The 12,910-nt window shown below is 63.3% G+C and carries 6 protein-coding genes and 1 tRNA gene; 6 read left to right on the top strand and 1 reads right to left on the bottom strand.

Translation table 11 applies throughout. The features are described 5' to 3' along the window. Positions 1-771: 771 nt before the first annotated feature. Positions 772-2,097 (bottom strand): bifunctional diguanylate cyclase/phosphodiesterase, encoded by a 1,326-nt coding sequence (locus AQZ49_RS00205; RefSeq protein WP_231738524.1) that lies wholly within the window; start codon positions 2,095-2,097, stop codon positions 772-774. A gap of 104 nt (positions 2,098-2,201) precedes the next feature. On the opposite strand from AQZ49_RS00205, the gene AQZ49_RS00200 reads away from it, so the two are divergent. The 6 genes from AQZ49_RS00200 (at position 2,202) to AQZ49_RS00175 (ending at position 12,872) form a co-directional block, all read left to right on the top strand. After that, positions 2,202-2,984 carry an NAD kinase gene (locus tag AQZ49_RS00200; RefSeq protein WP_067611173.1) on the top strand — a complete coding sequence of 261 codons (783 nt, stop codon included), beginning with the start codon at positions 2,202-2,204 and terminating at the stop codon, positions 2,982-2,984. Between the two features lie 87 nt (positions 2,985-3,071). After that, positions 3,072-3,146: transfer RNA gene (locus tag AQZ49_RS00195), tRNA-Asn, on the top strand. 471 nt (positions 3,147-3,617) lie between these two features. Further along, a complete protein-coding gene (locus AQZ49_RS00190) occupies positions 3,618-4,901 on the top strand; it encodes an efflux RND transporter periplasmic adaptor subunit (protein ID WP_082701230.1) in 1,284 nt (427 codons plus the stop codon). After that, positions 4,898-8,071 carry an efflux RND transporter permease subunit gene (locus AQZ49_RS00185; RefSeq protein WP_067611170.1) on the top strand — a complete coding sequence of 1,058 codons (3,174 nt, stop codon included), beginning with the start codon at positions 4,898-4,900 and terminating at the stop codon, positions 8,069-8,071. Before AQZ49_RS00190 ends, AQZ49_RS00185 begins: the two co-directional genes overlap by 4 nt. Then, positions 8,068-11,397, top strand: a complete 3,330-nt coding sequence (locus AQZ49_RS00180; RefSeq protein WP_067611167.1) for an efflux RND transporter permease subunit — start codon at positions 8,068-8,070, stop codon at positions 11,395-11,397. The genes AQZ49_RS00185 and AQZ49_RS00180 overlap by 4 nt, the downstream gene beginning before the upstream one ends. 11 nt (positions 11,398-11,408) lie before the next feature. Further along, entirely contained in the window at positions 11,409-12,872 is a 1,464-nt protein-coding gene (locus AQZ49_RS00175; RefSeq protein WP_197410862.1) for an efflux transporter outer membrane subunit, read from the top strand. Positions 12,873-12,910: the final 38 nt, after the last annotated feature.

The raw sequence follows: 12,910 nt of genomic DNA, 5'->3' as shown, positions 1-12,910 counted from the left end.
CGTCGATCTCATCGAGTATTGTCTACCTCGCACTCGTTTTTGCGAACCGTTTCCTGGCCGATCGAAGGCGCGCGCGGTCACGACCCAGTCGCTGAAGCTCCCTCCGATAAGCGCGAAATGGCCGGTATCCATGTTCGCTCGCAATGAGCGGCCCTTCGTCAAACCTCCAAAGTCCGGCGCGCACTGGTAGGCGGCGGGGGCCCGAGCCTGATCCGGGCCGAGCTTGCTTTTGCCGGATACACCAATGACCCGGCCCGATTGACCCACACCGCGACTGACGCCCAACGTGGGGTTGTCCACGCATGGGTAGATCATTCACTACGGCACAGTCATTGACTGAAATGCGTGAGCGATTAGAATCGTGTGTATGATTGAATGGTTGAAAGACCCTTGGTCTCTGTTCGCTGGCACATTCATTGTTGGCGTGGTGATGCAGGTACTTCTCCCGCGCCAGCGATGGTTCGCTGCTGTCTTAAGCACTGCGGCACCGATTGCTCTGCTCACATTCACAATCTGGTGGCGGATTTGGGACAAAGACGCGCTGTGGGCATTGGGCTACGTCATCGCCGTCATAATTTGCTTTGCGGCTTCGATGCCGAGCATACCGGCAGCGCAAATTGCAAGGCGACTGTATCGTAGCTAGCTTAAAGCGTTGGCTGGAAGCGCCCCAAAGTCCGCTGTTCACTGAGCGGCAGCGGGACCCCGGATCAGGTCCGGGGTGACGGGGTGGGGAAAAGTAGGCGATGCGCAAGCTTATCGCGCGCTTCCGGCTTATTCCGCCGCCAGACCTGCGAAATCCTGCGCCGAGACCGGTCCGGCGCGCAAAAAGCCCTGGAACAAGTCGCAGCCTTCTTCGGCCAGGATTGCCAGTTGCGCTTCGCTTTCGATGCCTTCGGCGACCACTTTGAGGTCCAGCGCGCGAGCCATGGCGATCATGGCAGCGACGATGGCACGGTCGCGCGGGTCGGTCGCGATGTCGCGCACAAGCGAGCGGTCGAGCTTCAGCGCGTCGAGCGGCAGCGCCTTCAGCGTGCGGAAATTGGAAAAGCCGGTGCCGAAATCATCAAGCGCGACTTGCACGCCATCGTCGGCCAGGGCCTGCAGGGCGCGCGCGCAAGCCTCGAAATCGCCGATCAGCGATTGTTCGGTGATTTCCAGTGTCAGCCGTTCGGGGACAAACCCGCTGCTGGTCAGCAAGGCGCGCACCGATCCCGCCACATCGCCCAGCGCGAAATCCTCGGCGGTGATGTTCAGCGACATGCGCAACGGCTTGGGCCAGGCGGCCGCCAGCGTCAGCGCGCGGCGGGCAATATGGTGCGACAATTGCGCCACGTGGTCGCCCCGGTCGGCGACGGCAAACAACGTTTCGGCGGCGATGCGGCCAAACCGCGGATGTTCCCAGCGCGCCAGCGCCTCGGCCCCGGCCAGCGCCCCGGTGCGGCAATCGAATTGCGGCTGGAACAGCACGGTGATCTCGTCGCGGTGCATCGCGCCCAGCAGATCGGCTTCGAGCAGGGCAATACTGCCACCCGGCACGCTGTCGCCTTCATCGCCCCACAGCACGCGCCGCCCGGGCAGGCGTTCGAGCGTGGCGGCGGCCTGCGCCAGCCGGTCGATCACCCCGTCGCCGCTGTCACCCGGCCGCACATCAAGCAGCGCGATGCGCGGCACCAGATGCAGCGCGTCGCCTTCCACCGTCAACGCGCGGCCGATCACCCTGCCCAGCACTTCAGCTAGGTATTGCCAGCGCTCACGCCCCGGCGCGTGGTGCGAGGCGAGCAGGAACTGCCCCCCGGCCAGCCGCGCGATCAACGGATCGGCGCCGATCGCGGCATCGATTTCCGCCAGCGCAAAATCGCCGATGCGGTGCGCCACGTCGACCAGCACCTGATCGCCCGCCGGTTTGCCATAGGCCAGGTTGACCGTCTGCAGGCGCGGCAGGCTGATCAGCATCACTTTGGCCGTGCCACCGGGCGCAGCGGCATCCAGCCAGTCGCGCGCCGCATCGGCGCCGACCAGACCGGTCAGAAAATCGGCAGAAGGTTGGATCGACGTGATAGTGCCCCGCATCGGCCGGGCATAGTCGATGTCTGTCACGAAATCATCATCCTATGCGCGATAGACGTTGCACCACAATGGGGCGCCCCATAAACCCGCGCAGTGGACGAAGTGGTCCGCGCCAATCACGCCCAGAGGGGACCATGCCTGATATTCTGACCCGGCTCGCGCTGGTGGCTTCGCCGACCGACCGTGCGCAAGAGGCGGCGGCCGAATTGCGCGCCACGCGCGAATGGGTCGATTACGACGATGCCGATGGCGTGGTGGCACTGGGCGGTGACGGCTTCATGCTGCAGATCCTGCACCATATGCTTGATTCGGATCGTATCCTGCCGGTCTATGGCATCAACCAGGGCACGGTCGGGTTTCTGATGAACCGGCCCAAATCATCACGCCCGCTTGAGGAACGCATCGCGCGGGCGCGGCGCATCGCGGTTTCGCCCCTGTGGATGGAGGCGACCACCACCGGCGACGACGTGATGACGTCATGGGCGATCAACGAAGTGTCGCTGCTGCGCGAAACGCGCCAGACCGCCAAGCTGGAGGTTTCGGTCAACGGCAAAGTGCGCATTCCCGAATTGAGCTGCGACGGGGTGCTGGTGGCCACGCCTGCCGGATCGACCGCCTACAACTTGTCGGCCAATGGCCCGATCCTGCCGCTGGGGTCGAACATGCTGGCGTTGACCCCGATCAGCCCGTTCCGCCCGCGCCGCTGGCGCGGCGCGATCCTGCCCGACAACGCGGAAATCCTGATCCGCGCGCGCGAATCCGACAAACGCCCGGTCTCGGTGGTCGCCGATCAGAAGGAAGTGCGCGACGTGCGCGAGGTGCGCGTGCGCGCCTGGCCCGAACACCAGCTCACTTTGCTGTTCGACAAGGGCAAGAGCCTGGACGAACGCATTTTCGCCGAACAGTTCATGGTGTAAAAAATCAGCCCGCGGGCGCGATTTGGGTGCTTGCCAAACCGGAAACGCCTGTTATTAGCGCCCACCTGCCCCGGGCAACCGGGCCGTTCCCTGATAGCTCAGCGGTAGAGCTCTCGACTGTTAATCGAGTGGTCGTAGGTTCGAATCCTACTCAGGGAGCCATTTCTTTCGGAAACATTCCGTTAGAACAGTACATTATGATCGCGTGTTGCCAACCTTCCCGAAAATGTTCGCCACGTGATGGCGATGGAAGGGCGGTTATCGCCCTGGTGTCGGGAGGACTTGCAAAATGCAAACCTTGTCCTTGGCATATCTCATCATCAGTGAAATGGGCCCCATCGCGCTCTTCCGGGCGATCATTTCGGCGTTTGTAGTGAAAGTCTAACGCAGCCCGCGATCCCTGCGCGCTGCGATCGATTGCACCCGAGGGCGAGGCTCTATCCGCCAAAAAGCAGTTTGCCTGGCAACGGTTTGCGTGCATCGCAGGCCACCATCGATTCCATGCATTCGTCTGCGTAATGACTTTCAAAAGTCTTACAATTTGGCACACGATGGAACATACAAATTACCAACGCTCATCTATAGGGTGGGCGCAAGATCGATCTGACCAAGGCGCCGGGGATACTCCGAACGATGCAAGACCATGTGGCACACAGCCAGCCCGAACACCCGACTCTGGAAGACTCGCAAGGCCACCCTGCATCACGCTCGCTGAAATGGATTATCGGCGCGATCGTGCTCATCGTGATCGTGCTGGTGGTGTGGCATATCGTGGGCCAGCCCACGAAAAAGCCGCACAACACCGCACAAGTGGTGACCGTGGGCAAAGTGACCCAGGGCGACATGCCCGTCACGCTCGATGAAATCGGCACGGTCACGCCCACCGCCACGGTCACCGTGCTGCCCAATGCCAGCGTCAGCGGCTATCTGATCAAGGTCGCCTATCAGGAAGGCCAGACCGTCACCAAAGGTCAGTTGCTCGCCGAGATCGATCCGCGCCCTTATGAAGTGCTGAAACAGCAGGCCGAGGCCGCGCTGGCCAAGGATCAGGCCACGCTTGATCAGGCGCGCTATGACTTTGGGCTCTACAGCCAGTTGAACGATCGCAAGGCCATCGCCACGCAGACGTTCGGCGATCAGAAATACACCGTGCAGCAGGCGATGGCCGCCGTGCAGCAGGACAAGGCCAATATCGCGCAATATGCGCTCGACATCCAGTACTGCTATATCCGCTCGCCCGCCGATGGACGCGCCGGACTTCGGCTGGTCGATGTCGGCAACTATGTCACCGGATCGTCGAGCACCGGCATCGTGGTGATCACCACGGTCAAGCCGATGCTGGTGCAGTTCGGCGTGGCGCAGAACGATATCGGGCGCGTCACCGCGCGTTTTTCGACCCCCGGCGTGAAACTGCCGGTCACCGCGCTCGACAGCGGATCGCATCAGCCGATCGCCACCGGCACGCTCTATGCCATCAGCAACCAGATGAACACCTCGACCGGGCAGACGCCGATGCGCGCGACGTTCCCCAACGATGATCTGTCGCTGTGGCCCAACGCGTTTGTCAACGTGCGCATGCTGGTCGATACGCTCCACAATGCCACGCTGGTGCCGACCCCCGCCATCCTGACCGGTGCGCCGGGCACGTATGTCTATGTCGCCAACGCCGACCACACGGTTTCGGTGCGCAAGATCGCGATCGGGCCCAGCGACGGCATCAACACCGTGGTGACCAGCGGGCTGCGCGCCGGTGAAACCGTGGTGACCGATGGTACCGACCGCCTGAGCGACGGAACGCAGATCCGTGTCGGCTCGAACAAGGCCGGCGGCAACGGCGCAGACAGCGCAAGCGGTGGCCACAAAGGTCAACACAAGGGCACCAAGGGCAACGCCGGGGCTGGATCGACCAACTCATGAATCTCTCACGACTGTTCATCCAGCGACCGGTGGCGACATCGCTGCTGATGATCGCGCTGATCATGCTTGGCCTGGTCGCGGAACAGCTGTTGCCGGTATCATCGCTGCCCGACGTCGATTATCCGACGATCCAGGTGCAGACGTTCTATCCCGGCGCCAGCCCGCAAGTGATGGAAAACACCGTCACCGCGCCACTGGAAGTGCAGCTCGGACAGATTCCCGGCCTGACTCAGATGACTTCGGCCAGCTCGGCCGGGTCGTCGATCATCACGCTGCAATTCGACCTGTCGCTCAATCTCGATATCGCCGAACAGAACGTGCAGGAGGCGATCAACGCCGCCAACAGCCTGTTGCCAAGCGGCCTGCCCGCCCCGCCGACATATGCCAAGGTCAACCCTGCCGATCAGCCGATCCTGACCCTGGCGGTCACCTCGGACACGCTGTCGCTGACCCAGTTGCAGGACATCGCCAACAACCGGCTCGCTTCGAAAATCGCCGAAGTGCCCGGTGTCGGGCTGGTCGCGCCCGCAGGCGGCAATGTGCCCGCCGTCCGCGTTGCGGCCGATCCGCACAAGCTGGCCGCCTATGGCCTGAACATCGATGACTTGCGCTCATTGCTGAGCAACGTCACCACCAGCGCGCCAAAGGGCAATCTTGACGGGCCCAAGCTCGATTACACGATCAATTCCAACGACCAGATTTCCGATCCGCAGGACTATCTGAACACCATTGTCGGCTATTCGAACGGTTCGCCGGTCTATATGCGCGATGTCGCCAGCGTGCAGCAGGCCGCGCAGGATGTCGAACAGGGCGCCTGGTTCGGCAAGAAAGCGGCGATCGTGCTCAACGTGCAGCGCCAGCCCGGCGCCAACGTGATCAAGACGGTCGACCAGATCAAGCGCCAGTTGCCCACCCTGCTGGCCAGTCTGCCGCCATCGATGCATGTCGATGTGGTGAACGATTCGACCGGCGTGATCCGCGCCTCGGTGTCGGACGCGTTCTTCGAACTGGGACTGGCGGTGCTGCTGGTCGTGCTGGTGATCTTTGTGTTCCTGCGCAACATTCCGGCCACGCTGATCCCCAGCATATCGGTGCCGGTGTCGTTGATCGGCACGCTCGCGGTGATGTACGAGCTGGGCTATTCCATCGACAACCTGTCGCTGATGGCGCTGATCATCGCCACCGGGTTCGTCGTCGACGATTCGATCGTGATGATCGAAAACATCGTGCGCTATATCGAAGAGGGCAAGAACGCGTTCCAGGCCGCGATGATCGGCGCCGGGCAGATCGGCTTTACGATCATGTCGCTGACCATCTCGCTGATCGCGGTGCTGATCCCGCTGCTGTTCATGGGCGGCGTGATCGGGCGGCTGTTCAGCGAATTCGCGATGACGCTGGCGGTGACGATCGTGCTGTCGGCGGTGGTTTCGCTGACACTCGTGCCGATGTTGTGCGCACGCATGCTGCGCGCGCATTCCGACCGTCAGCTCAGCCGGTTCGAACGCATCAGCGAGGGCCTGTTCGACAAGACTCTGGCCGGCTATCGCCGCGCGCTGACGTTCGTCATGCGCCACCAGACGGCAACGCTGATCGTTACGCTGCTGACCGTGGTGGTCACGCTGGCGCTCTATATCATCATTCCCAAGGGCCTGTTCCCGGTGCAGGACGTCGGCGTGTTGCAGGGCATCACGGTGGCCGACAACACGGTGTCGTACCAGGCCATGGCCGAACGCCAGTCGGCGGTCGCCAATGTCATACTCAAAGATCCCGATGTGGTCAGCCTGACCTCGTATGTCGGCATCGACGGCACCAACAAGACGCTCAACAACGGGCGTTTCCTGGTCAATCTGAAACCGGTCGATGAACGGTCGGAAACTGCCCAGGCGATCGGCCGGCGCATTCAGGAGGCCACTGCCGAAGTGCCCGGCATCAAGACCTATATGCGCCCGCAGCAGGATCTGACGCTCGACACGACAATCTCGCCCAACCAGTATCAGATGGTGCTGCGCGGCCCCAACCAGGCCGATCTGCAGAAAGTGGTGCCGCCGCTGGTCAATCGAATCAAGCAGATCAGCGCGATCAGCAATGTCGCCAGCGATCTCGACCAGGACGGGTTGACCATCAACGTCCAGGTCAACCGCGAAGCGGCGGCACGCTTTGGCATCACGCCTGCGACGATCGACAACGCACTCTATGATGCGCTGGGCCAGCGGATCGTCACCACGATCTTCAACCAGTCGACGCAATATCGCGTGATCCTGGTGGCCCAGCGCGATCAGTTGTCGACGGTGCAATCGCTCGGCACGATCTATCTGCCGTCGCAGACCGCCTCGTCGGGCGAAGTGCCGCTGTCAGCAATTGCCGATATCAAGGTCGGCACGGCGCCGCTGGTGGCCAGCCACCTCGCCCAGTTCCCCGCCGTGACGATCTCGTTCAACATTGCCAAGGGCGGTTCGCTGTCGGCGGCGGTCGATCAGGTTAACGCGGCCGTGGCGGCGGCGCATCTGCCCAGTTCCATCCAGCCTTCGTTCCAGGGCGCAGCGGCGGCCTATACCGATGCGTTGTCGAGCGAGGTGTTCCTGCTGATCGCGGCGCTGGTCGCGGTCTATATCGTGCTGGGTGTGCTCTATGAAAGCTATATCCACCCGCTGACCATCCTGTCGACTTTGCCCTCGGCGGGGATCGGCGCCCTGCTGGCGCTGATGATCGCGGGCAAGGATCTCGACGTGATCGGCATCATCGGCATCGTGCTGCTGATCGGGATCGTGAAGAAAAACGCGATCATGATCGTCGACTTTGCGCTGGAGGCTGAACGCGATCAGGGCATGACGGCGGCGGAGGCGATTTTCGAGGCATCGATGTTGCGTTTCCGCCCGATCCTGATGACCACGCTGGCGGCCATGCTGGGCGCCTTGCCGATGTTGCTGGGCACCGGCACGGGTTCGGAACTGCGGCGACCGCTGGGTATTGCGATCATCGGCGGCCTGTTGCTCAGCCAGGTGCTGACACTGTTCACCGCACCAGTGGTCTATCTGGCGTTTGACCGGCTGAAAGAACGCGTGAACCGCTGGCGCGGTGGCAAATCCGGCCATGACACGCCGGACCATGGCGGACCCGGCGGTGCCGGGCCCGACCAGGGGAGTGCTGCGCAGCCGGTTGGCGCGCCATGAACCTGTCGGCGCTGTTCATCCGTCGCCCGGTGGCGACGGCCCTGCTGGGCGTGGCCATTCTGCTCCAGGGCATTCTGGCCTATATGTCGCTGCCGGTTTCGCCGCTGCCCAATCTGACGTTTCCGGTTGTCGTGGTGTCGGCCTCGATGGCGGGCGCCTCGCCCGACATCATGGCCGGTACCGTGGCCGAACCGCTGGAAAAGCGGCTGGCAGTGATTTCGGGCGTGTCGCAGCTTACCTCGACCAGTTATTCGGGTGCGACCACCGTGGTTGCGCTGTTTGACGCCAGCCGCGACATCAACGCCGCCGAGCGCGACGTGCAGGCCGCGATCCAGGCCGCGCGTGCCGACTTGCCGAGCACGCTGCGCAGCAACCCGACGATCCGCACGTTCAACCCGTCGGACGCCCCGGTGATGATCCTGGCGCTGACCTCGGACACGCTGACCCAGACCCAGCTCTATGACAGTGCCAGCACCGTCATGCAGCAGCAGTTGTCGCAAGTCAGCGGGGTCGGCCAGATCACGCTGGGCGGCGCGGCGCTGCCATCGGTACGCATCGAACTCGAACCCGACAAGCTCAACGCCTATGGCATCGGGCTGGAAGATCTGCGCGCCGCGGTGTCTGCCGCCAACGCCAACAGCGCCAAGGGCAGCATCGACCAGAACGGCCAGCGGTTCGAAATCGTGTCGAACGATCAGGCCAAGCATGCCAGCGACTATGTCAATCTGGTGGTCGCCTATCGCAACGGGTCGCCGGTCTATCTCCATGACTTGGCGCAAGTGGTCGATTCGAGCGAAAACATCCGCAACCTGGGGCTGTACAACGGCAAGCCGGCGGTGATCGTGATCGTCAACCCGATCCCGGGCGCCAATGTCGTGCACACCAACGACCAGATCAAGGCGATCCTGCCCAAGGTCGAGGCCAGCCTGCCGCCGGGCACGCACATCGGCCTGGTCAACGACCGCTCGCAATCGATCCGCGCCGCCGTCGGCGATACCGAGCGCACGCTGGTCATCGCGGTCGTGCTGGTGATCGGCGTGGTGTTCGTGTTCCTGCAGTCGGGCCGCGCGATGCTGGTTCCGGCGGTGGCGCTGCCGCTGTCGATTGTCGGCACGTTCGGCGGCATGTATCTGATGCATTACAACATCGACAACCTGTCGATGATGGCGCTGACCATCGGCACCGGCTTTGTCGTCGATGACGCGGTGGTGGTGCTGGAAAATATCGTCCGCCATCTCGACGATGGCATGTCGCCGATGGAGGCGGCGCTGCGCGGCAGTGCGGAAGTCAGCTTTACCGTCGTGTCGATGAGCCTGTCGCTGATCGCGGTGTTCATCCCGATCCTGCTGATGCCCGGCGTGGTCGGTCTGCTGTTCCACGAATTCGCGGTTACGCTGTCGATCGCGATTCTGCTGTCGATGGTCATTTCGCTGACCATCACGCCGTGCATGTGCGCCTATCTGCTGAGTCCGCACGATCCGAACCGCAAACAGGCGCGCTGGATCGCGGCCACCGAAAACGGCTTTCAACGCTTCAAGAATGGCTATCGCCACACCCTGGCATCTGTGCTGGGGCATTCGCGGCTGGCCGTGCTGACACTGCTGGCGTTGATCGTGCTCAACGGCGTGCTGTTCAAATTCCTGCCCGCGACATTCTTCCCCGAGCAGGACAATGGCCTGTTGCTCGGCCAGATCATCGCCGACCAGAACATCTCGTTCCCGGCGATGGCCGAAAAACTGCGCGAAATGCAAAGGATCGTGCAGAGCGATCCGGCAGTGGCCGCAGTGGCCGGCGCGGCCGGGTCCGGCTCGGGCGGGCGGGCGGGCAACACCGCCAATGTCTACGTCTCGCTCAAGCCGCTGGCCGAACGCAAAGTCAGCGCGGCGGTTGTCGCCGAACGCCTGAAGCCAAAGCTGGACAAGATTTCCGGGGCCAAGCTGTTCATGCAGGCGCAGCAGGACCTCCACCTGGGCGGGCGCCAGTCGGCAGCGGAATACCAGTATACCCTGAGCGGCGACGATCCGCAGGCGATCTACAAGCTGATCCCGCGCCTGCTCGACGAATTGCGCAAACATCCCGAAGCGATCACCGACGTCAACACCGACATGCAACAGAACGGGTTGCAGACTTTCGTCAACTACAACCGGCAGACCGCCTCGCGGTTCGGGTTCACCCCGATCCAGCTCGATTCGGTGATTTATGACGCGTTTGGCCAACGGACCGTTTCGACCGTCTACAACCCCAACAACCAGTATTTCGTGGTGATGGAAATCGCCCCGCAATACACCCAGTATCCCAGCGAGCTGAACCGCATCTTTGCCAGCACGGCGGCAGGCGTGGCCAGCGGCACGGCGCAGACGCAGATGCCCGGCGGCACCGTTTCGGGCACGTCAGCATACCGCGCGGTGGCGGCGCAGTCGGCGTCAACCGGGGCCAGCTCGCTCAATTCCAACGCCCAGGCCAATGCGCTGACCAACGCCATCTCGAACAGCCGGGGCGGCACCTCGACCGGCAGCGCCGACAGCACCGCGGCCGAAACGATGGTGCCGCTGACGGCGATGTCCCAATGGACCAATGGCAACACGCCGATCCAGGTCAACCACCAGAGCGGCCTGGTCGCGGCGACGATCTCGTTCAACCTGCCCCCCGGCGGGTCGATGGGCGTCGCCCAGGACACCATCAAGAAGGCGATGGCCGATATCGGCACGCCGCCGTCGATCATTGGCGGGGCGCAAGGTTCGGCACAACTGTTCCAGCAATCGCTGATGACGATCCCGCTGCTGATCCTGGGCGCGCTGTTTGCGATCTATATCGTGCTGGGCATCCTTTATGAAAACACCATCCACCCGCTGACCATCCTGTCCACCCTGCCTTCGGCCGGGGTCGGCGCGGTGTTGGCGCTGATGGTGTTCGGCGTGCCGTTCTCGATGATCGCGCTGATCGGCATATTCCTGCTGATCGGGATCGTGAAAAAGAACGCGATCATGATGATCGATGTGGCCATCAATCGCCAGAAGAACGAAGGTGTCGATGCCAAGCACGCCATTTTCGAAGCCGCAGTGCTGCGTCTGCGGCCGATCATGATGACCTCTGCCGCGGCAGTGCTGGGCGCCGTGCCACTGGCGATCGGCTTTGGCCAGGGTGCCTCGCTGCGTCAACCGCTGGGCGTGACGGTGATGGGCGGCCTGCTGATCAGCCAGTTCTTCACGCTTTACACCACCCCGGTAATCTATGTTTATCTCGACCGTCTGGGCGCAAGGGTGCGCCGCGCGACCGCCCGGTTTTCCTGGCGGACCCAGTCGGCAAATCCGGATGTCAGCTCATGACAGGACATACAATGCGCCGCCTCACCCTGATGCTCACCCTTGGTACCGCGCTGGCCGGGTGCACTGTCGGGCCCAATTATCACCGCCCTGCCCCCGCCGAAGCGCCGGCGCCGCAATTTCACGAAGTGGCCGGCTGGATGCAGGCGACACCTGCCGACAGCCTGCCCAAGGGCGACTGGTGGACCGCGCTGGGCGACCCGCTGATCGATCAGCTTGAACCCCAGGTGCGCGTCGCCAACCAGACCGTGCGCGCCGACTATGCCAATTATCAGCAGGCACTGGCGATTGTCGGCGAAGCCAACGCGACGCTGTTCCCCACGCTGGGCGCCACGGCCTCGGCCACCCGCGCACGCACATCGGCCAGCACCGCCAAGGGTCCGGTGGCTTCGGTCGGCAACCAGTTTTCGGTGGAGGGCAACGCCAGTTGGTCGCCTGATATCTGGGGCAAAGTGCGCCGGCAGATCGAATCCGATGTCGCCAGCGCGCAATCGAGCGAAGCGACGCTGGCCAATGCCACATTGTCGGCGCAAGTGACGCTGGCCACCACGGTGATCAACCTGCGCGTGGCCGATGCCAATATCGACCTGCTCAAGCAGACCGTCGCGGCCTATGACGACTATCTCAAGGTCGTCGCCAGTTCGGTGCAGACCGGATACAAGCTCTATAGCCCGCTCGACGAGGCCAATGCCCGCACCCAGCTCCAGACCGCGCAATCGAACCTGCTCAACGCCGGGATCGCGCGCGCGCAATATGTACACGCCATCGCGGTGCTGGTGGGCAAGAACCCCGAAGACATCGACATTCCGCACAGCACCAGCCTGCCCAGCCTGCCCGCCGTACCGGTTGGCGTGCCCTCGGCGCTGTTGCAGCGGCGCCCCGACATTGCCGCCGCCGAACGCACGATGGCGGCGCAAAACGCGCTGATCGGCGTGGCGGTTGCGGCGTATTATCCCGACATTTCGTTGACCGGCGCCATCGGCTCGGGCGCCTCGGCGGTCAGCCAGTTGTTCAAGGCTGCCACCTCGATCTGGTCGGTCGGCGCCAGCGCGTCGGAAACGCTGATCGATTTCGGCGCGCGCAAATCGGCGGTGGCGCAGGCCCGTGCCGCCTATGACGCGGCGGTCGCCAATTATCGCGGCACTGTGCTCAGCGCGTTCCAGGGCGTTGAAGACAATCTGGTCAGCCTGCGCGTGCTGTCCGATCAGGCCGGTGTGCTCGACAAGGCCATCGGCAGCGCCGCGCATGCCAGCGACGTGGCGCATAGCGAATACCAGATCGGCACAGTCGACTATACTGCCGTCGCCGATGCCGCGCTGACCGAAATCGCCACCCGGCAGACCGCGCTCAGCGTGCAGCAGAGCCGTCTGGTCGCCTCGGTTTCGCTGATCGGCAATCTGGGCGGCGGCTGGTCTGCCGACCAGTTGCACAATGCCCGCCACTTGTCCCCGGCCAAGGCGCCTGGCGGACCCAACTGATTACGGCGCGCCCCGGATCGCTCCGGGGCGCTGTTGGA

The organism is Novosphingobium sp. FSW06-99 (assembly GCF_001519065.1).
In the GTDB taxonomy this organism is placed as follows: domain Bacteria; phylum Pseudomonadota; class Alphaproteobacteria; order Sphingomonadales; family Sphingomonadaceae; genus Novosphingobium.
Note: the sequence above shows the minus strand (reverse complement) of the source record. Positions and strands in the feature narration are given on the sequence as shown.

Coding starts and splice junctions, on each gene's coding strand:
- AQZ49_RS00200 (WP_067611173.1), top strand. CDS start 2,202: ATGCCTGATATTCTGACCCGGCTCGCGCTGGTGGCTTCGCCGACCGAC.
- AQZ49_RS00190 (WP_082701230.1), top strand. CDS start 3,618: ATGCAAGACCATGTGGCACACAGCCAGCCCGAACACCCGACTCTGGAA.
- AQZ49_RS00185 (WP_067611170.1), top strand. CDS start 4,898: ATGAATCTCTCACGACTGTTCATCCAGCGACCGGTGGCGACATCGCTG.
- AQZ49_RS00180 (WP_067611167.1), top strand. CDS start 8,068: ATGAACCTGTCGGCGCTGTTCATCCGTCGCCCGGTGGCGACGGCCCTG.
- AQZ49_RS00175 (WP_197410862.1), top strand. CDS start 11,409: ATGCGCCGCCTCACCCTGATGCTCACCCTTGGTACCGCGCTGGCCGGG.